This is a genomic window from Shewanella sp. 10N.286.52.A9, assembly GCF_041468985.1.
In the GTDB taxonomy this organism is placed as follows: Bacteria; Pseudomonadota; Gammaproteobacteria; order Enterobacterales; family Shewanellaceae; genus Shewanella; species Shewanella japonica.
Map to the genome: position 1 here is coordinate 191,148 of NZ_JBFRJQ010000012.1, position 24,505 is coordinate 215,652.

At 40.2% G+C, this 24,505-nt stretch carries 22 protein-coding genes; 13 read left to right on the forward strand and 9 right to left on the reverse strand.

Annotation, left to right across the window (positions count from 1 at the left end; all coding sequences use genetic code 11):
• The first annotated feature begins 22 nt into the window (after positions 1 to 22).
• The 4 genes from AB4128_RS11745 to AB4128_RS11760 all read left to right on the forward strand — a co-directional run bounded on the left by AB4128_RS11745 (position 23) and on the right by AB4128_RS11760 (position 3,017).
• Positions 23 to 814 carry a ParA family protein gene (locus AB4128_RS11745; RefSeq protein ID WP_055025007.1) on the forward strand — a complete coding sequence of 264 codons (792 nt, stop codon included), beginning with the start codon at positions 23 to 25 and terminating at the stop codon, positions 812 to 814.
• Positions 798 to 2,030, forward strand: a complete 1,233-nt coding sequence (locus AB4128_RS11750; RefSeq protein ID WP_372037752.1) for a chemotaxis protein CheW — start codon at positions 798 to 800, stop codon at positions 2,028 to 2,030. Before AB4128_RS11745 ends, AB4128_RS11750 begins: the two co-directional genes overlap by 17 nt.
• 8 nt (positions 2,031 to 2,038) lie before the next feature.
• Entirely contained in the window at positions 2,039 to 2,533 is a 495-nt protein-coding gene (locus AB4128_RS11755) for a chemotaxis protein CheW (RefSeq protein ID WP_055025005.1), read from the forward strand.
• An 85-nt stretch (positions 2,534 to 2,618) separates the two neighbouring features.
• Complete coding sequence (locus AB4128_RS11760; RefSeq protein WP_372037753.1) at positions 2,619 to 3,017, forward strand: DUF2802 domain-containing protein; 399 nt, start codon at positions 2,619 to 2,621, stop codon at positions 3,015 to 3,017.
• A gap of 12 nt (positions 3,018 to 3,029) precedes the next feature.
• On the opposite strand, the gene AB4128_RS11765 is transcribed toward AB4128_RS11760, so the two are convergent.
• Together AB4128_RS11765 and AB4128_RS11770 are read right to left on the reverse strand one after the other, a co-directional pair.
• Complete coding sequence (locus AB4128_RS11765; RefSeq protein ID WP_372037754.1) at positions 3,030 to 3,329, reverse strand: EscU/YscU/HrcU family type III secretion system export apparatus switch protein; 300 nt, start codon at positions 3,327 to 3,329, stop codon at positions 3,030 to 3,032.
• Positions 3,330 to 3,419: 90 nt separating this feature from the next.
• Entirely contained in the window at positions 3,420 to 5,561 is a 2,142-nt protein-coding gene (locus tag AB4128_RS11770; protein WP_372037755.1) for a hypothetical protein, read from the reverse strand.
• A 386-nt stretch (positions 5,562 to 5,947) separates the two neighbouring features.
• Between AB4128_RS11770 and AB4128_RS11775 the strand changes: the two genes are divergently transcribed.
• Positions 5,948 to 6,733, forward strand: a complete 786-nt coding sequence (locus AB4128_RS11775) for a VacJ family lipoprotein (protein ID WP_055025001.1) — start codon at positions 5,948 to 5,950, stop codon at positions 6,731 to 6,733.
• Between the two features lie 49 nt (positions 6,734 to 6,782).
• The gene (locus AB4128_RS11780; RefSeq protein ID WP_055025000.1) at positions 6,783 to 7,928 is read left to right on the forward strand and encodes a response regulator; all 1,146 of its coding nucleotides are present in this window, start codon (positions 6,783 to 6,785) and stop codon (positions 7,926 to 7,928) included.
• Between the two features lie 147 nt (positions 7,929 to 8,075).
• On the opposite strand, the gene AB4128_RS11785 is transcribed toward AB4128_RS11780, so the two are convergent.
• A complete protein-coding gene (locus tag AB4128_RS11785) occupies positions 8,076 to 9,548 on the reverse strand; it encodes a peptide MFS transporter (protein WP_055024999.1) in 1,473 nt (490 codons plus the stop codon).
• A 620-nt stretch (positions 9,549 to 10,168) separates the two neighbouring features.
• Between AB4128_RS11785 and AB4128_RS11790 the strand changes: the two genes are divergently transcribed.
• The 4 genes from AB4128_RS11790 to AB4128_RS11805 all read left to right on the forward strand — a co-directional run bounded on the left by AB4128_RS11790 (position 10,169) and on the right by AB4128_RS11805 (position 13,394).
• On the forward strand, positions 10,169 to 10,753 hold the full coding sequence (locus AB4128_RS11790) for an OmpA family protein (protein WP_372037756.1): 585 nt from the start codon (positions 10,169 to 10,171) through the stop codon (positions 10,751 to 10,753).
• A gap of 22 nt (positions 10,754 to 10,775) precedes the next feature.
• Positions 10,776 to 11,600 (forward strand): mechanosensitive ion channel family protein, encoded by an 825-nt coding sequence (locus AB4128_RS11795; RefSeq protein WP_055024997.1) that lies wholly within the window; start codon positions 10,776 to 10,778, stop codon positions 11,598 to 11,600.
• A gap of 170 nt (positions 11,601 to 11,770) precedes the next feature.
• A complete protein-coding gene (gene ltaE, locus AB4128_RS11800) occupies positions 11,771 to 12,808 on the forward strand; it encodes a low-specificity L-threonine aldolase (protein ID WP_327272452.1) in 1,038 nt (345 codons plus the stop codon).
• 217 nt (positions 12,809 to 13,025) lie between these two features.
• Positions 13,026 to 13,394 (forward strand): hotdog domain-containing protein, encoded by a 369-nt coding sequence (locus AB4128_RS11805; protein WP_055024995.1) that lies wholly within the window; start codon positions 13,026 to 13,028, stop codon positions 13,392 to 13,394.
• Between the two features lie 83 nt (positions 13,395 to 13,477).
• Here AB4128_RS11805 and AB4128_RS11810 read toward each other — a convergent pair whose 3' ends face one another.
• The 4 genes from AB4128_RS11810 to AB4128_RS11825 all read right to left on the reverse strand — a co-directional run bounded on the left by AB4128_RS11810 (position 13,478) and on the right by AB4128_RS11825 (position 18,131).
• Positions 13,478 to 14,779 (reverse strand): NAD(P)/FAD-dependent oxidoreductase, encoded by a 1,302-nt coding sequence (locus AB4128_RS11810; RefSeq protein WP_055024994.1) that lies wholly within the window; start codon positions 14,777 to 14,779, stop codon positions 13,478 to 13,480.
• Between the two features lie 542 nt (positions 14,780 to 15,321).
• Entirely contained in the window at positions 15,322 to 15,687 is a 366-nt protein-coding gene (locus AB4128_RS11815) for a hypothetical protein (RefSeq protein ID WP_055024993.1), read from the reverse strand.
• 379 nt (positions 15,688 to 16,066) lie between these two features.
• Positions 16,067 to 17,215, reverse strand: coding sequence for an L-threonine dehydrogenase (gene yiaY, locus AB4128_RS11820; RefSeq protein WP_119968983.1), 1,149 nt, complete (start codon positions 17,213 to 17,215; stop codon positions 16,067 to 16,069).
• A gap of 289 nt (positions 17,216 to 17,504) precedes the next feature.
• Entirely contained in the window at positions 17,505 to 18,131 is a 627-nt protein-coding gene (locus AB4128_RS11825; RefSeq protein ID WP_192021304.1) for a peptidylprolyl isomerase, read from the reverse strand.
• A gap of 232 nt (positions 18,132 to 18,363) precedes the next feature.
• On the opposite strand from AB4128_RS11825, the gene AB4128_RS11830 reads away from it, so the two are divergent.
• Entirely contained in the window at positions 18,364 to 19,647 is a 1,284-nt protein-coding gene (locus tag AB4128_RS11830; RefSeq protein WP_119968982.1) for a DEAD/DEAH box helicase, read from the forward strand.
• Between the two features lie 44 nt (positions 19,648 to 19,691).
• On the forward strand, positions 19,692 to 20,762 hold the full coding sequence (locus AB4128_RS11835) for a GTP-binding protein (protein WP_372037757.1): 1,071 nt from the start codon (positions 19,692 to 19,694) through the stop codon (positions 20,760 to 20,762).
• A gap of 58 nt (positions 20,763 to 20,820) precedes the next feature.
• Here AB4128_RS11835 and nadK read toward each other — a convergent pair whose 3' ends face one another.
• On the reverse strand, positions 20,821 to 21,699 hold the full coding sequence (gene nadK / locus AB4128_RS11840; RefSeq protein ID WP_055024988.1) for an NAD(+) kinase: 879 nt from the start codon (positions 21,697 to 21,699) through the stop codon (positions 20,821 to 20,823).
• A 98-nt stretch (positions 21,700 to 21,797) separates the two neighbouring features.
• Here nadK and grpE point away from each other — a divergent pair, with 98 nt between their 5' ends.
• The gene (gene grpE, locus AB4128_RS11845) at positions 21,798 to 22,415 is read left to right on the forward strand and encodes a nucleotide exchange factor GrpE (RefSeq protein WP_372037759.1); all 618 of its coding nucleotides are present in this window, start codon (positions 21,798 to 21,800) and stop codon (positions 22,413 to 22,415) included.
• Between the two features lie 214 nt (positions 22,416 to 22,629).
• On the opposite strand, the gene dxs is transcribed toward grpE, so the two are convergent.
• Positions 22,630 to 24,495 (reverse strand): 1-deoxy-D-xylulose-5-phosphate synthase, encoded by a 1,866-nt coding sequence (dxs, locus tag AB4128_RS11850; RefSeq protein ID WP_372037760.1) that lies wholly within the window; start codon positions 24,493 to 24,495, stop codon positions 22,630 to 22,632.
• Between the last annotated feature and the right edge of the window lie 10 nt (positions 24,496 to 24,505).

Genomic DNA, 24,505 nt, shown 5'->3' on the forward strand with positions numbered 1-24,505 from the left:
CTTATGAGTAATGAGGCGTGATTTGAAAGTATGGACAATTGCTAATCAAAAGGGTGGTGTCGGCAAAACCACAACGGTGGCAAGTTTAGCGGGTGCGTTAGTAAAACGTGGCCAAAAAGTGCTTATGATTGACACGGATCCTCATGCTTCATTGGGTTACTATCTCGGCATTGATTCAGAAGAAATCCCAAGCTCACTATATGATATTTTCCTTTCACATAAGACCCTCACTCTTGAAAGTGTTGAAAAGCATATCGTCCCCACATCCATCGATGGATTGGATATTATTCCTGCTTCAATGGCCCTTGCTACCCTAGATAGAGCGCTCGGTCATCAAGAGGGGATGGGGTTAGTACTTAGAAATGTGACCTCGTTACTTGCAGATAAATACGATGTGGCTATCATCGACTGTCCACCTATTTTAGGGGTGTTGATGGTCAATGCATTGGCTGCGAGCCAGCATATCGTTATTCCTGTGCAAACAGAATTTCTGGCGATTAAAGGCTTAGAACGTATGGTTAAAACAATGGGGTTAATGGGGCGTTCTAAAAAAACGACCTATAGTTTTACCATTTTACCTACCATGTTCGATAGAAGAACCAAAGCATCACCTATTGCATTGCAGTCGTTAGAAGAAAAATATCCTGATACCTTGTGGCCAGATGTTATTCCTGTCGATACTAAGTTTAGAGATGCGAGTCTTGCGCATGTCCCTGCTTCTCACTACTCCCCGAGCAGCCGAGGAATGAAAGCTTATAATCGACTATTAGATTTTTTGCTCGCCAAGGAGTTTAAGCATGTCAAAATCGGTTGACGAAACTGTTTTTGATTTTTTTTCTGTTTTATTACAAGAAGCTCCAGAAGAGCCGGCAGGCGTAGCTGACTCCGAAACTCCCTTATCTAATTCAACAACTGCTAAAACAGACAATGCAACTAACTCCATTGCCGCAACGAAAAAGACTATTGATACTCACGAGGCATTAATAAATGAAAAAACAGCAGCTAACCCTCGAGATATCAATTCAGTAGATTTCAAGAAAAAGCACAGCAAAGTGGTACACAAGCCTGTCGCTCCAACTGACGATGTTCCGCAGCTCAACGAGGCTAGGGTTGCTGGCACATCACAACAGAGCAAAGCGTTTGCTGAACCTCCAGTTGATAAAGCGGCTTTATCTAAATTACTTTCAGTCGTGTCGAAACATGCTGAACCAGCCGCTAGTGCAACGATTAAGAAGCAAGGTGTTGTCGAGCCAACATTAGAAAAAGCACAAGAAAATCTTGCTGCGGATATTAAACAACCTTCAAGTAGCAAGGTTCAAGATGATATTAAATTAAAAGCACAGTTATTGAGGGAAAAGCTTACCCAAGCAAGCCCTGAAACTCAGGTAAACAGCCTAGATAAAAAAATTGACACTTCTGGCGCATCTGTCAGTAAAGTATCTGAAAAAACTGCCGATATATCATTAAAGAAAAACCATTCAAGGGAAGACACCCTTGATAGTAAACGAGAGTCATCTCCTGCTTTACAAACTGGAGCAACACCACCAAGTGTCACTCAAAACTTGCAAGAAGTGCTTGATAATGAGTTTCAGGTACTGTTTTTTAATGTTGCAGGGCTGACACTTGCTGTGCCATTGGTAAGTCTAGGTGGTATTGTTAAAATAGAGCATATTAGTCATCTAATAGGTCGCCCGGATTGGTTTTTAGGAGTACAAACACGCAGGGAGCAAAAAGTTAATGTAGTGGATAGTTGCCGCTGGGTTATGCCAGAGAAATACACTAAAGAATTGGCTGAAAGCGTAGATTATCAGTATTTAGTAATGCTAGAAGACAGTGATTGGGGCTTGGCTTGTGAGTCATTAGTTAACGCTGTAAAAATAGATAAATCACAAGTTAATTGGCGTGAAAAACCTGGTAAGCGTCCGTGGCTTGCTGGTGTGGTAAAAGAACAAATGTGTGGCATTTTAAACGTGCAAGCGCTTATTGAAATGCTAGATGCAGGATTAGGTTGTCAAGATTCGATTGACTGAGGTTATTTATGACAGACTCAAGAAATGTAGCAGCGGTTGCTACGGGTAAAGAAGATGTAGTTTTACAGTGGGTAACATTTAAGTTAGATAATGAAACCTACGGCATTAATGTGATGCAAGTACAAGAGGTGTTACGTTACACTGAAATCGCCCCTGTACCAGGTGCGCCATTATATGTACTGGGTATTATTAATCTTCGTGGTAATGTGGTTACTGTTATTGATACACGCTCGCGCTTTGGCCTTGATTCGGCTGAGGTCGATGACTCTTCTCGTATCGTTATCATTGAAGCTGAAAAACAAGTTATTGGTATTTTAGTGGATAGCGTTGCTGAAGTCGTTTACTTACGCCGCTCTGAAATTGATAATGCACCGAATGTCGGCACTGAAGAAAGTGCTAAATTTATCCAAGGTGTGAGCAACCGTGACAATGAGTTACTTATTTTAGTCGACTTAGATAAATTATTATCGGATGATGAGTGGGCTGAAATCACTCAGTTATAGTGTTAACGCTATACCAATGAAAGCCAGCATTATTTTTTGCTGGCTTTTGTGTTTTAATGACTAAAAAATTTACCAAGGAAAATAAATGTCACAAGAGTTGCTGATTCTTATCGCTATTATTGTTGTTGCAGGGGCAATTTTTTGGGCTGTGTTTAGTAAAAAAACAGCTAAGCTGCAAAGCAAAGTTGATGCACTTACCTTGTTAGTGAAAGAAAATGATCGACAGCGCGAGTCGGTCAAGCGCGAGCTGCAAGAGCTAAGAAGTGGCACTATAGGGGTAGGTAAAAGAGTATTAGAACTCGAGCAAAAGATTGCTAAACAATCAGATATGATTGAAGAGGCCAGTCAGCAAGATCCCCAGTCTAAGTTATATTCTCGCGCATTAAAAATGGTGGGGTTAGGCGCTGGGGTACAAGAATTAATGGAAGAATGTGAATTACCGAAAGCCGAAGCTGAACTTATCATTCGTTTACATAAAAAATAGCGTACATTGTCATTAGGCTTTATCTAAGATCCTTTGATGAAGGTTATTCCATTGCTCAGGAAATTTACCATCTAGCATATAGATAAATGCAATGAGCTCTGCGATTAGCGTGTAGAGCTCTTTGGGAACTTCTTCACCTAGCTCTAGCAATTGTAAAAAATCACTTAAATGCTCATCCTGATGGATATAAACCCCCGTTGCTTCTGCTAAAGCAATGATTTCTTGCGCGACTAAATCCTTGCCTGTTGCTGTTACTTTTGGCGCTTCTTTTCCATCAAAGCTCAATGCAACCGCTTTCTTAATCTTACTCATACATATCCTATTCTTTAATTGCTTTCAATTAAAAACGTGTTTTGACTAAACACTGATTTCACTTGTACTGGTTTTACTCTCCCAGCTTTATTAAGCGTTGGTTTTCACCAAGTAATGGTCGCCAGGTAATAAGGTCGCGGCAACTGGGGCTACAGTGGTTTTTATCTCTCGCGCTTGTAAGCCTGCTTGGTTTATTTTTTCAGCTAATGCTTCTTGAAATGAATCCACTTTTGACAAAATAGCAGGATTGTCACCAGCGAAGACTAAGTCTAGGTACTCACCTTGTTTATGGGCACTAATTAGTAATGGGCCGTGGGCAAGGTTAAACTTAAGCTGGAGACGCCAGCCTTGCTGTTTTTCATCTTCATCCTTAGCTGTTGACTGTTCAAATTTGCCTTCAAACTGCTCATTTCTTTGCCCAATAGAATAAGGTAAAGCAAAATACCAAGTCTGCGTTTGACTGTTTTCATTACTCGCTTGTTGGTAAAGGTTCACACTTGATGCAAATTTAGTGAGTGATTCTAAGCTGCCCGCTTTATCTAATGCTGCTAGCATCGGATGATTGGCGGTCATTGAACTAACAACTTTCTGTTGTAATTTAGCCATATAGTTTTGCAGCTTCGGGCTCATACTGGTATTAACACTTTTGAGTTTAAATCCGAGCAATAATTGAAATAGACTTGTTATTGCTCCGCCCATTAGCGTGCTATTTGGAATAGATGCTGTTTGGCTCAGGTTAAGGTTTGCAAGCTGTGTTAGTTCAGCCTTTAGAAGTTGAGGATTAACTAACTCAGTTATTGGCGATGGATCGAGCTTAGGCAGTATTTTTAATAGTTGTGATGCTAGGCTTTGTGATTGAGCAGTATCGGCTTGCTGAGAGGGCATTGCACCAGCTTTAGATAAATTTTGGTTTAGTACTTCAAATGGTGACTTACTATGACTAACTAGACTATTACCAGCCACAGTGCTATTCGAGACTGTATTCGCCAAAGTTTCGCCAGTTAGTTTAGTTGCTGCGCTAATATGAGCGGCATCAAGCTTAGCTTGAGGGGTTAACTTATTCACCTGCGCAGTAATCGCAGCTATTTGATCCTGCGTCACCCTCAAGCTCCCAGCATTGCTTGATTGAGCCATTTGTAGAATAAGGTTGGTGAGTTGTTTAAACTGATCTGGAGATAACGACGCCCCTTTAGATAATAATTGCGAAACATTGCTGTTGAGAAGGTCAATGCTTCTGTTATTGAAAGGGCTCGTTAATACATCTTTAATTTTTATAAACAAAGCTTGTTCTTGATGGCTTTGTTTTGCAATCAACTCTGTAGAAGGGTTCTGCACTGGGTACGTGGTTGTATTAGATTGTACCGGTCTGGCATGACTACTCTCTATAGCTGCAGGCATGTGCTCAAGCTTTTTTAAAAATTGCGATAAGACCTGGACCGGTTCATTTCGAGTGATAATGCGTTGGTCTAATTGGGAGGTCAAGCTGGGCGCCGCCTTAGTACTCGCATCGGTAATATGGTCGACTTTTAGTGTCATTGGTACCGACTCTATAAGTCTTACTGGACTTAATATGAGCTGCAGTTTGCCTGCGATCTGAGATACATAGGCAACTTGGGTACCACTAGGTAGTGTGGGTAATGTTGAAACAGTGACATTGGTGCCATTATCGAATCTCATTACATTGGTATTGATGTTTACAATTGGTAGCGGATAACCTTGTGGTCGAGATGCTAACGTCAAAAGCTGCTTGGATGAAATTCCATTTGAATAGGCAATATTTAAAATTTCATCCGGTAAGTTAAGCCTAACAGGCTGGCCCACAATGACAATTTGTTGTTGCCCTAGATTAACGGCTTGTGTTGGGCTTGGCTGTGTGCTGGTTGTCAACTGAGTGACTTGCTCGGCGCTAATCATGACTTTAGCGCCAGCCTGCAACAGTTGGTTGACTTGCAGGCTCGGTTTAAATTGTATCTGTTTACCTTTTATATCAAGTGTAACTTGTCTTGGATTCGCTGCTGGTTGAGGCTTATCCACTTGTGCACGACTTGTTGAAGAATTAGCTATTGGTTTATCAGCAATTATTTTAGCAGGAACCAGCACAGCACCCTGTTCTAATTGTGACGATGCTGGCCTTGACGAGGACGAGTTTAGACTGTGGGGTTTAGCTGCATTTTTTAATGCGGCACCTACCTCACTTTTGTCTATATGTGCACTTGTTTTGATAGTTGTCATAACAGGGCAATAGCACCTTATAATATGTTCTATTACAATTTAATGGTTGATATCTTGTTGGCCACACGTATCCTTAAAAGTCATTGTGTAGCCTAATCGTAAGTCACTTGGTGGTATTTGTAACATTGCTAAACTTACAAATATTGACTTATTGTTTAAATGATTTTGTTATTTATCGTTGCCGATAAGCTCAATGAACAAGTTATAACCTCAGTGCTCTTTTATCGACTTACTAAGATTAAGCTTTAACACTATCAGCAAGAATATGATGATTTCCAACTTTCTTTGTAGTCTCTATTTGATCTCATCATATGTATATAACGTACTCATTAGTATCATAATTATTGTCAATTGCTGGTAGTTACTAATTCCCTAAAGAGAGATGTATGAAGTATAAATGGATGTTACTTTCTTTGATGTTGGGTAATTCGGTTTTTTTAGCGCACGCTGAAGAAGCTTCAACCAATGCACCTCAAGCAACCGTAAAACCAGCAGTTGAAGTTATTTATAACGACCCAAGAGACCCTATTGAAGGTTTTAACCGTGCAATGTGGGACTTTAATTACTTGGTGCTAGACAGGCATTTATTTCGCCCCATAGCCCACGGCTACAACGATTATTTACCCTTACCCGTTAAATCAGGTGTCAATAACTTTGTACGTAACTTTGAAGAGCCAAGCTCACTTGTGAATAATGCATTACAAGGAAAATGGGGCTGGGCGGCCAATGCTGGTGGCCGCTTCACAGTTAATACCACCTTAGGTTTATTCGGCATCATTGATGTTGCTGACATGATGGGGATGGTAAGAAAACAAGATCAATTTAACGAAGTTTTGGGCTATTACGGTGTACCAAATGGGCCTTATTTTATGGCGCCTTTTTTTGGCCCCTATGTGACAAGGGAACTCGCCTCAGATTGGGTTGATGGTCTATACTTTCCTTTATCAGAGTTCTTGTTATGGCAGTCAATTTTGAAATGGGGTTTAAAAAACCTTGATTCTCGTGCAGCTGCTATTGATCAAGAACGCTTATTGGATAATGCGCTTGATCCATATACCTTTGTAAAAGAAGCCTATTTTCAGTATATGGATTATAAAGTTTATGACGGCAATGTGCCTTCAAAACAAGACGATGACGAGTTACTCGAAGAATACCTATTAGAGCTCGAGTAAACCTGCCGGACTAATTATTTCGCCGGTAGATAATCTGCCGGGGAAAAGTATGGCATTAACAGATGTCGCTGTGCTGTTAGTTGAAGATGATTCAGTTTTTAGGCAATTGTTGGCCGATTTTTTAGTCCAGCAAGGTGCCGTTGTATTCGAAGCCGCAGATGGTAACGAAGGTGTCAGTGAATTTCAGGCTCATACTGTTGATATTGTGATTGCAGACTTGAGTATGCCTAAACTCGATGGGTTAGGGATGCTCAAGCAAATTATTAAAATTAATCCAGCAGTGCCTTCAATTGTCATTTCTGGAAACAATGTCATGGCCGATGTTGTTGAGGCTTTGCGATATGGCGCCAGTGATTATTTGGTTAAACCTTTGGCTGATTTTAGTATTATCGAACAAGCCATCTTGCAAGCTATTTCCCCACAAAACACGCAATTAGAACATCTCGATTTTAATGATAGTGACGCGGTGATTAATTCAGCGGCAAACATGAGTCAGGATTTATCCTACCAAGAGTTAACCGATAATTTCAGTTTGCTTGAACATAATTCAGAAGCGGCTAAAAGTGTTCAGCAGCAATTATTTCCTGCATCAAATGTGTGTTATCCATCAGCTAAAATTCATTATAGCCTCTGCAAAAATAGTGATGTCAGTGCCTACTTTATTGACTCAACGATGGTGGGTGACAATCACTTAATGATGTATATGGCTCATTTCCATCCCGAGGATAATCGTGCTGCATTTGGCTGCGTACTATTAAGAAGTTTCGTAAATCAAAAACTAAAGTTATTTAGAAATGGATTGAGCACCACACTCATTGAGCCGTTTAATATGTTGAGCTACCTAAATGACCGTATGGTTAATTCTGGCATTAATTTATTTGTAGATATTGTTTATGTCTGCATTGATTTAAGTAACTTTAGAGTGGCAATAGGGCAGGCTGGTAGCGGTTTACGCTGTTATTTACGTAATAATAATGGGCTTGCGCCATTGGCAATGTCTGAATCGTTACAGCTGGGAACTGTTGAATGGAATAAACCAAGTATGCAGTTTAGAACGTTAATGCCTGAAGAAAAAATTTGTATCGCCAGTAATATTAGTCAGCATCGTAATAAACTTTTGAACAATGAATTTGACGGATTATATTATGATGAAACTGTACCTGCTGGTGGTTTTATTGAGTTAGCGGTTAACTAGTCGGTTACTAGTATAAGACAAGGTGGGTTTATTTAGGGCTGTTTCAAGTTTTTAAATAAGTGATAAGTCATTAGCCAACAAGCATTAAGAAAGTAAAATAAAAAAACCTCGCAATTGCGAGGTTTTTAGCTTTTTAACACTTATCGATTAACTTGGTTTAATCGCTTCGTGTTCAGCAGTAACAGCGATTTCTTCTGCTAATGCTTCTTCTTCGCTTTCATTGTGTCCTTCAGCGCCGTGCATCCAGTCAACGAGCTTGTCAGCCATGAAGTAAAGGATAATGCCTGATACAGCAGAAGTAATTGCGATACCAGCGAAAATAGCCATTGCATTAGCAAGTTGCTCTTCTTTCTCGCCACCATGACCAATGAATGAACCTACAATGCCGCCAACTTTGTTTGCAATAGCAACGAATAGGAACCAAGCACCCATCATTAGAGAAGCAATACGCAGTGGAGCAAGTTTAGTTACCATTGATAGACCGATCGGAGATAAACATAGTTCGCCCATAGTATGGAAGAAGTATGCACCTACAAGCCACCACATGCTTGATTTGGCATTGGCATCACCGCCCATTTCTAATACCGCACCAATCATGAATAGGAAACCAATACCCAGTAATACTAAACCTAAAGCAAATTTTACAGGTGAGTTAGGCTCATTTTTACCAAGACGTACCCAAATAGAGGCTATCACTGGCGCAAAAATAACAATAAACATAGCGTTTAAAGACTGGAACCAAGTTGTTGGTACTTCCCAGCTACCAATCATACGGTCAGTAAAGTCATTAGTGAACAAGTTCATCAGACCACCAGCTTGCTCAAAGCCAGCCCAGAAGATAATGGTGAACAGACCCATAACCATAATCACTTTAATACGGTCACGCTCAACTTTAGTTAATGGCTCTTTACGTACATCACCTTTTTCTTTTTGCTTCTCTTTTTCAAGTTTTGCAGCAGGGTAGCGACCAATGTCACCTAATAATTTTTGCGCAAAAACAAATTGAATAATCAGTGAAAGTACCATACCGATACCTGCACACAAGAAGCCCATTTGGAAGTTACCATCGTAAGCAGCAACAACCGAACCAACAATGATACCTGAAAGGAATGCACCTACGTTGATACCCATATAGAAGATAGTAAATGCACCATCACGACGGTGATCACCTTCTTCATATAAGTCACCTACCATAGTAGAGATATTTGGCTTAAATAAGCCGTTACCAATGATAAGAGTAAATAGACCGATATAGAAAATAGTCGTTTCGGCACCTGGTGCCCAACTATGAGGAAATGCCAAAGTAAATTGACCAGCAGCCATTAATGCACCACCAATCATGATGGCTTTACGTTGACCTAAATAATTATCAGCTAACCAACCACCAATAAGCGGTGTTAAGTATACTAGACCTGTGAAAGTACCATAAAGAGAGATTGCATCTGCTTGTGTCCAACCAAGACCATGACCACCATCTGATTGAACCTTATCGACTAGATAGAGCACCAAAATGGCGCGCATTGCGTAGTAACTAAATCTTTCCCATAATTCTGTTGTAAACAGCAGGAAAAGCCCCTTGGGATGACCAAGCATGGTCCCCTGTGGTTTTGCATTGCTCATTAAGTCTTCCACCTTAAGCTTGTGATTGCCTGCGGGACAAGGGTCGCCACAGAAATTGTTGTCTGCAAATGGTGATTAATTTCAACGTATTGATTATTTAAGGGTCTACGCCCGTTAGTGTTTCAATTTAGTTGCTATAAAATTAATCACTTTGTTGTTTATTTATTATATTAAATGTCATCATTTTAAAGTTTTAATCATTAAAACCTCAAAAAGCTAACCTTATATACCCTTTAAAGGCCTTAAAAGTCAATGCTAATGCGACATCTGGCTCTGTAAATACTTGTATAAAATCACAACTTCGTTGGATTTTTAGATACCTTTGTTGAGATTTGTAGTGGGTTTGTATTCGTTTAACGCTGGTGCAGGTTCAAGCTTGTATTTCACTGTTTTGGTTAATGCAGTGTTGAAGCGAGAGTGGCTAAGGATAAGCAAGTTAAAAAATCCTACCTATACTAGAGTAAGTTTGGTTAATTGCTTTGCAATCTGTTAACAAGAAGATAAAATGTAACTCTTTGGATCTGTTTGTCTTAATTAGATATTCAATTGTTTGATTTACGTGTTAGTAACATGTGCTGTTTTCGCATGCCTAATCTTGGATTTATAAGCGTGGAGGCAAGATGTTTTACAAAGTATTTGTCTTAGCTTGCTTATTAAGTTTGAGTTTACCTTGTTCGGCGTGGGTTGATACCGATAAAGACGGCGTACCAGATAAAAAAGATGCATGTCCTGATACACCCGCTGATGCGGTTGTTTTAGCCAATGGCTGCCAGGACCTTACTTTGTTATCAAGTGAAACGAATGTCATCGATGAAAAAGCTGCAGGTGTTGCTGATGTGCAACGTTATTCAGTTTCAGCTATTGAATCTCCAATGCGGCTATTCTTTGAATTTGCTGATGCAGACTTATCGCAAACGCAGAGAGCTTCTTTACAGGCATTTTTACCTGAGATTAGGCATTCCGCAAAGGTGTTGTTGGTAGGGCACACAGACAATATTGGATCAGAACAGTTTAATAACGCCTTGTCTTTAGCACGGGCTAAAGCAGTGAAGTCATTACTAAGTAAAGAGTATGGCGTTAATACAGAATTTATAGAAGTGTTAGGCAAGGGCAGCAGTCAGCCTATGACTGATAATTTATCTAAAGAATCACGTCAATTAAATAGACGAGTAGACATTTTATTAAATAGTAAAAGTACAAAATAATTTATATTTAGGGAGTTAAACAATGGAAAATATTGAAGGCTTAATGCAACAAGCGCCAGAATTTATTGTCACTTACGGACTGAAAGTGGTCATGGCAATTGTTATCTTTATTATCGGTAAGTACTTATCAAACGTGGCTAAGAACTTAACCACTAAGATGATGCTAAGCCGTAAAATTGATGAAACAGTTGCCTCTTTTGTCGGTAACTTAGTCTGGGGCGTTGTTTTTGTATTTACCATTATCGCCACTTTAGGCCAAATTGGCGTGCAAACAGCGTCATTGGTTGCTGTATTAGGTGCGGCTGGTTTAGCGGTAGGTTTAGCGCTTCAAGGTTCATTATCAAACTTTGCTTCTGGCGTGCTTATGGTTGTATTTCGTCCATGTCGCGTAGGCGATTACGTTGATGCGGCAGGTGTCTCTGGTACGATTGATGAAATCACTATCTTTTCAACACGTCTTTTAACGCCTGATAACAAGGTGATTGTTGCTCCTAACTCAGCAATGATGAATGGCACAATTACCAACTATTCTGCACAAGAAAAACGTCGTATCGATATGGTTATTGGTGTTGGCTACGGTGCTGATATTGCTCAAACCAAGAAAATATTAACTGAAGTGTTAGACAACAATGCCTATGTCTTAAAAGATCCTGCGTACACAATCGCACTGGCTGAGCTTGCTGATTCTTCAATTAACTTTGTTGTACGTCCTTGGGTAAAGACACCAGATTATTGGGGTGCTAAGTTCGAACTACTTGAACAAATTAAAAATGCACTTGATGCAGCGAATATTGAAATTCCATACCCACAAATGGATCTTCACTTAAAAGAGATGCCTGCCAAATAAGTCGGTAACTCTTTTAAAAAACCAGCACTTGTTGCTGGTTTTTTTTGTGACAAATTTAATCAACATAGGCTGAATTGGTTCAAATGGTGTGACATTAAATAATGAAGGCATGATTAATTAAGGTAGAATGAATGCCTTTAATTTAGCTGCTTATTACAAGCTTGATGTTGATGAGAACAAACATGATAGATTTTCGTAGTGATACAGTCACAAAACCTACCGATGCGATGCGAGCGGCAATGGCGAATGCTGAAGTCGGCGATGATGTTTATGGCGATGACCCGACGGTGAATCGTTTGCAAGACATGGCCGCTGAGCGATTCGGCTTTGACAGTGCCTTGTTTGTTAGTTCAGGCACTCAAGCCAATTTACTGGCCTTGATAAGCCATTGTGACCGAGGCGATGAATACCTTTGTGGTCAGCAGGCTCATAATTACAAATTTGAGGGTGGTGGGGCTGCCGTACTGGGGAGTATTCAACCGCAACCGCTAAATAATCAAGCTGATGGCAGTATCTTATTAACGGATATTGAAGCAGCAATTAAACCCGATGATGTGCACTTTGCCAGAACTCGCTTGCTGAGCATTGAAAACACGATTGGGGGAAAAGTCCTACCGCAACAATATTTGGCTGATGCCCAAGCGTTAGCGTTTAATCATAATTTAAAAATTCACCTTGATGGTGCTAGAGTTGCCAATGCTGCAGTGGCTCAAAATGTAGCGATAAGTGATATTACCCAATATTTTGATTCTGTTTCTATTTGTTTATCAAAGGGGTTATCGGCGCCAATTGGATCAATATTGTTAGGCGATGAGCGATTAATTAATAAAGCAATTCGATGGCGTAAAATGTTAGGTGGTGGTATGCGTCAGGCTGGGATAATCGCAGCCGCCGCAGAACTTGCGATTACCGATCAGGTTGATAGATTAGCAGAAGATCACGATAACGCAGCTTTACTCGCGCAACATTTACTTGAGATGCCTGAGCTTAACGTAGATATTTCACAAGTGCAGACTAATATGGTTTTTGCGACGTTAGATAAACGCTTTGATGTAAAGCATTTAACCTTGTTACTCGCACAACAAGGGATATTAATCAGTTCTAGTTATTCTCTTCGCTTTGTGACCCATAAAGATATTAGCCGACAAGACATACTGACGTTTGTTAAAGCACTTAAAGCATGTTTGCCTCAGGCTCTCACTAAGTAGTTTATCTAAAATATTGCCAATCAAAGACGAAGCGTAGCGAGCGACTATCGTTGCGCTTTTATCGTGCAATCTTACTCATGTTATGCTCATTTGTAGCGCAAACCATCTCTTTTGGGTTAAGTTTATTTTGTTCTACTCCTTATATTTCAATTATTTACCTTAGTGGTATCAATGTTGCTACCTCTTTAGGGGTATTCTCTATAAAAGGATCAATATCATGGAATATTTAGGCCGTCATATTGTCAAATTAGTTGATTTAAATTCAGATAAGAAATTATGTAGTGGCCAGTTGATGAAGTGGCTAAATGAAGAAACGTCTCTTTATGCTCGATGTGAAATGCACAGTAAATTATTGATGCCCAAGCTAGTGTCGGAAATTAATTTTATGTGCTCAGCAAGCTTGGGTGATGTAGTTGAGTTTGGAATGGAAATTATTAGCTTAGGTCAAAGCTCTATAACACTTCGCTGTAAAGCAAGAAATCAATCAACAAACGCGCCTATTGCGGTGGTTGATAAAGTTGTTTTTGTGAATATCAATGAACGTGGTTTGCCTGTGCCACATGGGATCAGAGCGAATGCTGCGTAAGGCTTAAAACAAAAAAGCCCATTTCAATATTGAAATGGGCTTTTGCTAAAACGCATTAAAAGCCTAAAAGGGCTTACCTGCCTTTAATGTAGTTTTAAATGTGGATGAATGATGCGACCAATGCCTTTAGCCAACATCATTAATGTCCCTTTAACTACACCGTGTAATTCAATCAAGTGACGACGATATAAAGAAGTGTAAACGAATCGGGCAATTTTACCTTCCACTAATACACCACCGCCCATGAATGACATTAAATTACCGACAGTATGAAACTTAGATAAATTCACCAAAGAGCCTAAATCTTTATACACATATTCATTCTTAGGTGCTTTGCCTTCAAGCATTAATATAATGTTATCGGCTGTCATTAACGCCATTTGTCTTGCTGATTGACCTCTAGGCGGTACCCAGCTGCCATCTTCTTGTGGGCAAGCTGCACAGTCTCCAATTGAGAAAATATGGTCATCTAGCGTCGTTTGCATGTTCTGCTTTACCATCACCTGATTGATATGGTTGCTTTCAAGGCCACCAATATTGTTCAGGAAGTCAGGCGCTTTTACACCAGTAGACCAAATAACCATGTCTGAAGGAATTAAGTTGCCTTCAGTTGTTGATAAACCCTCAGGGGTTACTTGTGTGATACGCGTATTTGTCATCACGTTTACGCCAAGCTGTTTCAGCTCACGGGTAACTGAATTTGAAATCTCTACCTTATCGACTTTTGGTAAAATACGTTCATCAGCTTCAATTAAGGTCACTTCAAGCAAGCTAGTATCAATTTTATAGCCAAAGCCACTTAGCTGTTCAACTGCATGGTGCATTTCCGCTGACATTTCCACACCTGTAGCACCAGCGCCAACGACAGCAATTTTGATTTTTTCATCAAGTTGATGGTGGCTTGCGTAGCGCATGAATTTATTCAGTAATATTTTACGAATAGACATGGCTTGTTCAGTGTTATCTAGGAATAAACTGTGTTCTTTAACGCCAGGTATATTGAAGTCGTTTGCAACACTACCAATTGCGATTACGGCATAATCATATGGAATATGGCGCGCTGGTAACAGCTCTTGACCTTCTTCGTCATTAATTGGCGCCAAAACAATCTGTTTTTCGTCTCGATTAATATCAATCATCGCACCTTGCTGGAAATGATAACCATGGGCTGATGCGTGGCCTCGATAGCTGATTGCATCTAGGCCAATATCTAAGGCGCCAGTTGCCACTTCGTGCAATAACGGCTTCCACACATGGCTTTCGGCGCAATCAATTAATGTGACTTTTGCTTTGCCTTTTCTGCCAACTTTATGACCAAGTTTTGTGGCGATTTCCATACCACCTGCGCCGCCACCAATAATGACGATATTTGGAACTGCTTGCATCTGATGATGCTCCTATAAAGGTAAGTTTAAAAATTCAGTTAATTTCTATTTGGGGCGTTATATGAACGCCAATTAGCTCACTTGTTAATTTGGTTAATGGCAGAAATCGAATAGCTTGGCCATATTGAACTTTATCTACTCGTCTTAATCTTTATAATGTAAACATAAGTTTGATAAAGCGGGGCTAATTGTAAAAGCGTTTTAAATCACTTGTTTTCAGTGAGACTAAGTTCAATTGACTGAGCCGGTAAGTTCACTGTGTTCTGATATTAAAATAGAAATTTGAGCAGTGTTTATATAGTAATACAGGGGAGTTCGTCAGATTTTGATCGATAAACTGTGATCGCATATCAATGCTGTTACCAAAAACGAAGAGTCGATCACAAAATGGGCGCGGAGTTGGAAAGTTAATTACAGTTAAAACAACACCGACAATCACAACGTATTGTCGGGTTGATATGACTGTTTTCCATTTAGAACGATATACGAGTCAGTGGAGATTTTGGAAAACAATTGTGCTTTATTAAGTTGTTATGACTGATTTACTGAGCTTTAGCCAGTCGGCCGTTATAATCTTCAACAAGGTGAGCTACAATTTTTTCGGGATCCGCATCTTGGCAGCATTGGTCTAAGAATATTTTAAACGTCACCAGTGAGTGGGCGTTATTTAACATGCGGTTACTTTGCATTGCATAGTAGGTATCGTCAGTGTCAGATTTTCTAACCACAAACTCACCATTTTCGAATGCTTTTGAGCCTGGCTCACAGTGCCACTTAGTAATTCTATTTAGTGCGATTTCACTAGATTGGTTAATTTCGACATGATTTAACCAGCTTGCTGGTTTTTCATTTTCTTTGTAATGAGGACATCTTACTGTGTAGTTATACACATGAGTGATTGCTGTCATAGCTTACCTACTTTTTTAAGAATGTAATTCATCATAGACTGCTAATTTAACTTTGGTCAATGGTTATTTATAGAAGTTAGAGCCAGTTAACAGTTCTTAAATGATGGTAATTAAAAGTATATATTAAACAGTTGTTTATGTGTTTTTATCTGTAGTTGGTACTTTATTTTTTTACGCTAAATATTGATAGTTTGCCTATAAGCACATGCGTGAATTACTGCCAAGCAGGTATACCAAACTTGCCAGTTGTTGTAGCTCGATACTTGAATGAAAATCGTACTGCTGCAACCAAATTAGCTTGCCGCAGTACAATTTCTGTCTTTCTTAACACATCATGTAAGACAATGAGTCAGCTTATGCTGATTAGGTACTTATTAACTTATAGAGCGTTGGTAAAAATTTCGCAAATTTCTGCGTGTGTTGCTTGTTGCGGGTTAGTCAATCCGCATGCATCTTTTAACGCATTGTCAGCTAAGACTGGAATGTCTTCAGGGTTCACACCTAACTCGGTTAAGTTAGCAGGTATATTCACTGCAACAGATAACGCTTTAATTGCTTCAATTGCAGACTCAGCACCTTGTTCATCGGATAGTTGAGCAACATCTACCCCCATTGCTTTAGCGATGTCTTTTAACTTACCTGGAACCACTTTTGCGTTGTAAGCCTGAACATGAGGCAGTAACAATGCATTACAAACCCCATGAGGTAGGTCGTAAAAACCACCAAGTTGATGCGCCATTGCATGGACATACCCAAGGCTTGCATTATTAAATGCCATACCCGCTAAGAATTGCGCGTATGCCATTTGTTCACGAGCGTCAATATTATCGCCTTGCTCTACCGCATTGACTAAATTGGCTTTAATTAACTCGATTGCTTTAATCGCGCAAGCATCGGTAATGGGAGTGGCAGCGATTGAAACGTATGCTTCAATTGCGTGCGTTAGTGCATCCATACCAGTAGCGGCAGTCAATGCCGCCGGCTTTTCAATCATAAGCTCAGGATCATTTACTGATAAAATTGGTGTCGTGTTTTTGTCGACGATAGCCATTTTAATGTGACGAGTTTCGTCAGTAATGATACAAAAGCGCGTCATTTCACTGGCCGTACCGGCTGTTGTATTGATAGCAACTAAAGGTAATTGTGGACGAGTTGATACATCCAGACCTTCATAGTCACTAATACTGCCGCCGTTGGTTGCGACCAATGCAATACCTTTGGCGCAGTCGTGCGGTGAACCGCCACCTAATGAAATAACAAAATCACATTCATGTGCATTTAGCATGGCTAAACCGGCTTCAACATTGCTCACTGTTGGGTTAGGTTGTACGCCATCAAAGATGAATACTGTAATGCCATTATCGATGAGTTTAGCAGCGACCTTATCTACTAAACCAATGTTAACTAATGGCGTATCAGTGACTATCAGAGCACGTTTGAAGCCTAATGTTTTAATGTCATTAATTGCTTCATCAACACCACCTTGACCGAGAACATTTACACTTGGAATGAAAAATTTAGTCGCCATAATAAACCTCTTCAACGCTTGAAATTAATAAAGTTAAAATTCTTTTCTGTCGTTAAAGTAACAACCAAATGCACTGTGGTTTGTGATGAAAATCATATATTGATACTAAATTTTTGTCATTTTGTAGTTTTAATACGAAATGGGGATTTGGCGCTTATTTTAGTTTTTTGCGAGATATTGAGCACATTATCCACTAAAAAAAATGCTGATAACTAAAAGCGTTATCAGCATTTAAATAAGAGAAACCGTTAGCGATAAAACTAGAATATACCCGCTATCATTCAGGTCGTTAAACTTGAGGACAAGTGGTTTCAGTTACTGTGTTGATGACGATATCCGTCGTCGGCACATCACTACTATTAGTATCAGTGATATTGATTTGATCAACGACTTCCATTCCTTGTACAACTTGACCGAAAACAGCATAACCAGGGCTTGTACTTGAACTGTAATCCAGCTGTGTATTATCTAGCGCGTTAATATAAAACTGCGATGTTGCTGAATTTGCCACGTTGGTTCTTGCCATTGCAATGGTGCCGCGAGCATTCGATAAGCCGACGTTACTTTCTAACTCAATGGGATCATTAGTTGGTTTTGCGACTAATCCTGATGTGAAGCCACCACCTTGCGAAACAAAGTTATGAATTACACGGTGAAAAATTGTGCCATTGTAGAACTCTTCTTCAACATAGGTTTTAAAATTTTCGCCAGTGATCGGTGTGTTTGTTGTATCGATAGCAAGTGTAATGTCACCTAGCGATGTCGACATGATGTAACAAATATCAGCTTGAAGCTCTTTTTCTTCTACAGGTGGATTGGGATCGACAGGTTCTACTGGATCGGTTGTGCTTGAATCTGAGCTTCCACCACATGCAGATAAGGTCAATGCAAATAACAACGGGTACATCAATTTCATTGTGGGCCTTTTTGTGTTTTGTTTTTGTTGCGGTTATGTTGCTTAATTGGTCTAGGTAAATCAACAAAAAAAACCACAAGATACAAACTGTTACTTTGCACTTAAAAACAGTATTTATTGAATTTTGTGTATTTAATAGTGAAAGGGACTGATCCAGCCTTGAATACATCGCTTAAATGTCATTGAGCCGCTACAATAGCGCCATTATTACTTGTGTAGATTAGAGAAAAATATGACTTTTGATTCTGTTGGCTTTTCACAGCCTATTTTAGATGCGGTTAAGGCGTGCGGCTACGACAAAATGACGCCAGTACAGCAGGTTGTGATGCCACTTGTGATTGAAGGTAAAGATGTTTTAGCAAGTGCTCAAACAGGTACAGGTAAGACCGCTGCGTTTTCGTTGCCATTATTATCATTGTTGTCGCAACAAATTGAGCAACAAGAGACTAAAACTGCTTGGCAAAGACTCCGTGTGTTAATTATGACGCCAACACGAGAGTTAGCAATCCAAATTGAGCGTAACATTGTTGATTACGCTCAATTTTTACCGTTTGAGAGCGTCGCAGTATATGGCGGGGCGAGCATTAACCCCCAACGTAAAGCGTTAAATAAAGGGGTAGACATTCTCGTTGCTACGCCTGGTAGATTATTTGACATTATTGGCCAGTACGATTTGGATTTATCTTTTGTCACTCATTTAGTGATTGATGAAGCTGACAGGATGCTTGATCTTGGTTTTGTCAAAGACATAGAGAAGGTAAAACGTTTAGTCAATCGCCAACATCAAACCATGATGTTTTCAGCGACCTATTCAGAAGATGTCAAAAGCTTAGCGGCAAAAATGCTTAAGTCGCCTGAGTTTGTGCATGTGTCAAATCAAGCCACTGCCGATACGGTTTCTCAATCGGTATTTCAAGTGGACAAACGACGTAAAGCAGAGTTGTTATCAGAACTGATTGGCCGAAATAATTGGCAACAAGTAATGGTGTTTACCAGTATGAAAGAAACTGCGGAACACCTTCTTAAAGAGTTGAAATTAGACGGTATTAAAGCTGCAGTGTTTCATGGCGATAAAACTCAGGGAGCACGAAATAGAGCGTTAGAAGAATTTAAAAGCGGTAAACTGCGTGTCATGATTGCTACCGATCTTGCTGCTCGAGGCCTAGATATTGAGGCTTTACCTTTGGTGATTAACTTTGAGTTACCGCCAGAGCCTGAAGATTATGTTCACCGAATTGGTCGAACAGGGCGAGCAGGACTTGCTGGACAGGCAATTTCGTTAGTAGCTCAAAATGAAATGGAATTATTAAGTGATATTGAATCGTTAATTCAATGCCAAATAGAAGTCCATGTTCAGCCTGGCTATGAAGCTGGCGCTCCTTTACCAGCCAGATACCGTGAAGTTGAAGCGATTAAGCCAAAGAAATCTTTTAAACATAAAAGACCAAATGGTCATCGTGGCAATGATAAAGCCAAACCAAGTCGACAAGGTAAATATGCTAAAAAAGCTAAGTGATCATTACGGCTTTTTTAAGTACTAATTGAACAAGGAAATGTTGGGTGATCCTCAAGACTATCAAAACAAATGTAATTACGGGTTTTTTAGGCGCAGGTAAAACTAGCCTTATTTTGTCTTTACTCAAGTTAAAACCTGAAAATGAAACATGGGCCATATTAGTTAATGAGTTTGGTGAAATTGGTATTGATGCCAGTCTTATGGCTGGCACTCACTCATCCGAGCAAGTGGTGATTAAAGAAGTTGCTGGTGGTTGTTTGTGCTGTGCTGCTGGGATCCCGACTCAAGTTGCTATTAACCAACTGATTCAAAAAGCCAAACCTGACAGACTTTTTATCGAGCCTACAGGTTTAGGGCATCCAGCTGAGATTTTAAAAGTATTAACCAACGAATATAACCGCCAAGTACTATCGGTCAATCAAACGGTATGTGTGGTTGATGCACGTAAAGTGCTCATTGAAGCTTATCGTGATAATGAAAATTTTAATCAGCAGCTACGCATTGCTGATATAGTTTATGCAAGTAAAGCTGATTTATATCAAGCACAAGAGTATGAAAGCTTATCGGCACTAATTGGCCGAGTTAACCAAGAATCGATACTAATTAGCGCTAATGCAGAAAGCGCGATTAAATTGTTATTAAATGAGATTGATAAGCCACTTTTACCTCGCGCTAAATCGACAACACCAATTAAGCAATCTACTAACTTGGGCAAAAGCACGTCATTAACACAAGGTTCAGCTTCAATATTTAAGCCTGTTTCTTCATCAGAGCCATTACCAAAGCCTGTCGAGTTTAATCAAGGTGGTTATTGGGTTAAATCTAATCAAGGTGAGGGAGCATTTAGTATTGGTTGGATTTTTGAACCTAGTTTATGCTTTGAATTTGATAAGCTTATTAGTTTCATTAATCAATTAATTGCACAGAATGTAGTACGTATTAAGGCTGTGATGATCACAGAAGAAGGGATTGCGGGTTTTAATATGTCTGATGGCAAATTATCAGTGATGGAACTGGATGATGCGATGGATTCTCGCATCGAGATAATTTCGCTATCTGCATTAGATGAAACAACCCTTACCGAGCAATTGCTCGCTTGCTTAACAGCAAATTAAATCTGTTAACACAGGGGGATATTGATGCGCCTTCTGCGCGCATCAATATTTCAGCACCTTAAAATAACTTACTGCCCCAGCCCAATTTAGCTCTTAACACATTAAAGTAATTATGCCCCTTAGGATGAATCATTCTAAGCCTGTCTTCACTGCGGCTTATTAAAATCTCATCACCAGGCAATACAGATAAATGCACATGCCCATCACAACTTACTTCAAGGTTTTCGCCATTATCGGGCGAGACGACTAACTTAATTGTACTGCTTGCATCCACAACAATAGGGCGACAAGATAAGGTGTGTGGAAACATTGGCACTAAAATTAATGCTTGCAGGTTAGGGGTGAGAATTGAGCCGCCAGCAGATAATGAGTAAGCGGTCGAGCCTGTAGGCGTTGAGACAATCATGCCGTCAGCCCGCTGACTATACATGAATTGATCATCAATATAGACCTCAAACTGGATCATGTGCGCCACTTTACCTGGATGCAATACGGCCTCATTGACAGCGGTATTACTTGATTTGAGCATGCCATGGCGATGGACTTCGGCTTCAAGCAAAAAACGGTACTCAGTGTCATATTGTCCGTCTAACACCTTCGACAACGACGCTTCGAAGTTATCTGGAGGTAAATCAGTTAAAAAACCTAAGTTGCCACGGTTTACACCAATCACTGCAATATCAAACCTAGCTAATACTCTGGCAGCTCCAAGCATATTTCCGTCGCCGCCTACCACAATGGCTAAATCGCAACGCTCACCTAATTCTGTTAAATCAACCGATTCAATGTCGACTTTCAGTTCTGAAGCGACACGTTCTTCGGCTAAAATATCGAAACCTTGCATCGACAACCAATGATGCAAACGCTTCAAAGTGAGGTTTGTACCCTTGTGGTGTGGTTTGCCGATTAGGCCAATTGTTTGGAACTTTTTGGTCATATTAGTATTTGATTTGCTCAAAGGCTTGAAACAAAGAAATTGATCCCCATAATATGCCCATAGTAATCAGAAACAAAGCATTTTTAGCTGGAGTGAAAATGAGCAACGAGTCAAATAAAGCAGATCAAGACGTTATTGATGCAGCTGAAACCACTGAAATCGAAACAGAAGTTGAAACTGAAGCAACACAAGAAGTTGATGAGTTAACTCAAGCTAACCTTAGAATTGAAGAGTTAGAACAACAACTTGCGGCATCTGAAACAGCATTAGCTGAACGTAAAGATGTAGAAATTCGTGCGGCAGCAGAAACAGCAAATATCCGTACTCGCGCGGCTAAAGATGTTGAAAAAGCACGTGCATTCGCTTTAGAGAAGTTTGTAAACGAACTGCTACCTGTGTTGGACAACATGGAGCGTGCGTTAACAGGTGTTAATCCTGAAGATGAAGCGACTAAAGCTATCGTTGAAGGTGTTGAATTAACCATGAAAGGTTTCTTAGGTTCAGTAGAGAAATTCGGAGTGGTACAAGTTAACCCAATCGGCGAAGCATTTAACCCTGAACATCACCAAGCAATTGGTATGCAACCTAGCGCAGAATATCCAAAAGACACTGTCATGTTGGTTATGCAGAAGGGTTATACCTTAAATTCACGCTTACTCCGTCCAGCTATGGTTATGGTTTCTCAAGGTGGCCCAAGCGTAGATACTCAAGCATAGATACTCGAGCATAGATACTTAAGTACAGATACTCAAGCGCAGATATTCAAACGAATAGACTCACACTAAGAGACTATTCAAGCTTTAAAATAGCGATTAAGTATCATAAAAAAAGGACTGCAATTGCAGTCCTTTTTTATGTCTTTTTATCGCCATTTAAATCAAATACTCGCTTCAACCGTTTAACAGATGAGGCAATTAAACAAGGAGTACGTTAATCTAAATAGGCATTGATTTGAGCGAGTACACCTTCACCATCGAGTTTTAATTCTTTAATTATCTCATCGGGTGCGCCGTGCTTAATGAATTCATCAGGTAAACCAATTTGTAAAACAGGCTTAATGATTTTCATTTTTTGCAACGCTTCAATAACACCGCTACCAGCACCGCCCATAATGGCGTTTTCTTCTAATGTCACGATCACATCATGGCTAGTGGCCAATTCAGCCAGTAAAGCTTCATCGAGTGGCTTAACAAAGCGCATATCAGCAACGGTAGCGTCAAGTGCTTCGCCAGATTCTAAACCTGCGGCCAATGTCGTACCAAAATTAACAATGGCAATTCGTTTGCCTTGACGTTTTATCAAGCCTTTACCAATTGGCAGAGCAGTCATAACTTCAGTTTGCTCAATGCCAGTAGCACTCCCACGAGGGTATCGAACCGCGGTAGGACCGTCTTTATAGCAATAACCTGTATAAAGCATTTGGCGGCACTCATCTTCGTCAGATGGTGCCATTATGACCATATTAGGTACGCAACGTAAAAAACTTAAGTCAAATGCACCTTGGTGTGTAGGACCATCGGCACCCACAATACCACCGCGGTCTATGGCAAATAGTACTGGCAGTTTTTGTAAGGCGACGTCATGAATGATTTGATCGTAGCCACGTTGTAAGAAGGTTGAGTAAATTGCCACAACCGCATTGAACCCTTCACACGCAAAACCAGCCCCGAGGGTGACAGCATGTTGTTCTGCAATGGCGGCATCAAAGTACTGTTTAGGGAATTTTTGCGAAAACTCAACCATTCCTGAACCTTCACGCATTGCAGGCGTAATCGCTAAAAGCTTCTCATCTTCTTTGGCAACATCGCATAACCATTTACCAAACACTTGCGAGAAGGTTGGTGAGCTTGGTTTCGCTTTAGGCTTTCTAAATTGAGTGTGATCAAATTTAGGGACCGCATGCCAGCCGATAGGATCTTTTTCTGCAGGTTCATAACCACGACCTTTCTTGGTCATGATATGAAGAATTTGTGGACCTTTAAGGTCGCGCATATTGCGCAATGTTTCGACTAACGAATCTACATCATGACCATCGATAGGGCCGATGTAGTTGAATCCAAGTTCTTCGAATAGTGTACCAGGCACAACCATGCCTTTAAGATGCTCTTCGGTGCGCTTTGCCATTTCTTTAATGACCGGCATACCTTTGAGGACTTTTTTACTGCCTTCACGGATCGTGGTGTAAAAGCGGCCCGACATTAATTGTGCCAGGTGGTTATTGAGTGCACCGACGTTTTCAGAAATTGACATCTCGTTGTCATTTAACACAACTAACATGTCATTGTGTAAATCACCAGCGTGGTTCATGGCTTCAAATACCATGCCGCCTGTCATAGCACCATCACCAATAACGGCAACAACTTTACGATCTTTTTGTTCTTTTTCAGCTGCAACTGCCATCGCTAAAGCAGCGCTAACTGACGTACCTGAGTGACCAACACTGAACGTATCGTATTCACTTTCTTCACGCCATGGGAACGGATGCAAACCATTCTTTTGACGAATAGTATGCATTTGTTCACGACGACCAGTTAAAATTTTGTGCGGGTAAGCTTGATGACCAACGTCCCAAACTAAACGATCGAATGGCGTGTTATAGACGTAATGAAGCGCCACGGTCAATTCGACTGTGCCTAAGCCTGATGCAAAATGGCCACTGGAATTACTTACTGATTTTAGTAAGAATTGTCTTAACTCATCAGACAGCTGTGGCAGCATACCTTGCGGTAGCTTTTTTAAATCTTCAGGCGTATTAGCTTGTGCTAACACTGGAAATTGAGAATTATCGAAACTCATAATGAGATAA

Coding starts and splice junctions, on each gene's coding strand:
- AB4128_RS11750 (WP_372037752.1), top strand. CDS start 798: ATGTCAAAATCGGTTGACGAAACTGTTTTTGATTTTTTTTCTGTTTTA.
- AB4128_RS11755 (WP_055025005.1), top strand. CDS start 2,039: ATGACAGACTCAAGAAATGTAGCAGCGGTTGCTACGGGTAAAGAAGAT.
- AB4128_RS11760 (WP_372037753.1), top strand. CDS start 2,619: ATGTCACAAGAGTTGCTGATTCTTATCGCTATTATTGTTGTTGCAGGG.
- AB4128_RS11765 (WP_372037754.1), bottom strand. CDS start 3,329: ATGAGTAAGATTAAGAAAGCGGTTGCATTGAGCTTTGATGGAAAAGAA.
- AB4128_RS11770 (WP_372037755.1), bottom strand. CDS start 5,561: ATGACAACTATCAAAACAAGTGCACATATAGACAAAAGTGAGGTAGGT.
- AB4128_RS11775 (WP_055025001.1), top strand. CDS start 5,948: ATGAAGTATAAATGGATGTTACTTTCTTTGATGTTGGGTAATTCGGTT.
- AB4128_RS11780 (WP_055025000.1), top strand. CDS start 6,783: ATGGCATTAACAGATGTCGCTGTGCTGTTAGTTGAAGATGATTCAGTT.
- AB4128_RS11785 (WP_055024999.1), bottom strand. CDS start 9,548: ATGAGCAATGCAAAACCACAGGGGACCATGCTTGGTCATCCCAAGGGG.
- AB4128_RS11790 (WP_372037756.1), top strand. CDS start 10,169: ATGTTTTACAAAGTATTTGTCTTAGCTTGCTTATTAAGTTTGAGTTTA.
- AB4128_RS11795 (WP_055024997.1), top strand. CDS start 10,776: ATGGAAAATATTGAAGGCTTAATGCAACAAGCGCCAGAATTTATTGTC.
- ltaE (WP_327272452.1), top strand. CDS start 11,771: ATGAGAACAAACATGATAGATTTTCGTAGTGATACAGTCACAAAACCT.
- AB4128_RS11805 (WP_055024995.1), top strand. CDS start 13,026: ATGGAATATTTAGGCCGTCATATTGTCAAATTAGTTGATTTAAATTCA.
- AB4128_RS11810 (WP_055024994.1), bottom strand. CDS start 14,779: ATGCAAGCAGTTCCAAATATCGTCATTATTGGTGGCGGCGCAGGTGGT.
- AB4128_RS11815 (WP_055024993.1), bottom strand. CDS start 15,687: ATGACAGCAATCACTCATGTGTATAACTACACAGTAAGATGTCCTCAT.
- yiaY (WP_119968983.1), bottom strand. CDS start 17,215: ATGGCGACTAAATTTTTCATTCCAAGTGTAAATGTTCTCGGTCAAGGT.
- AB4128_RS11825 (WP_192021304.1), bottom strand. CDS start 18,131: ATGAAATTGATGTACCCGTTGTTATTTGCATTGACCTTATCTGCATGT.
- AB4128_RS11830 (WP_119968982.1), top strand. CDS start 18,364: ATGACTTTTGATTCTGTTGGCTTTTCACAGCCTATTTTAGATGCGGTT.
- nadK (WP_055024988.1), bottom strand. CDS start 21,699: ATGACCAAAAAGTTCCAAACAATTGGCCTAATCGGCAAACCACACCAC.
- grpE (WP_372037759.1), top strand. CDS start 21,798: ATGAGCAACGAGTCAAATAAAGCAGATCAAGACGTTATTGATGCAGCT.
- dxs (WP_372037760.1), bottom strand. CDS start 24,495: ATGAGTTTCGATAATTCTCAATTTCCAGTGTTAGCACAAGCTAATACG.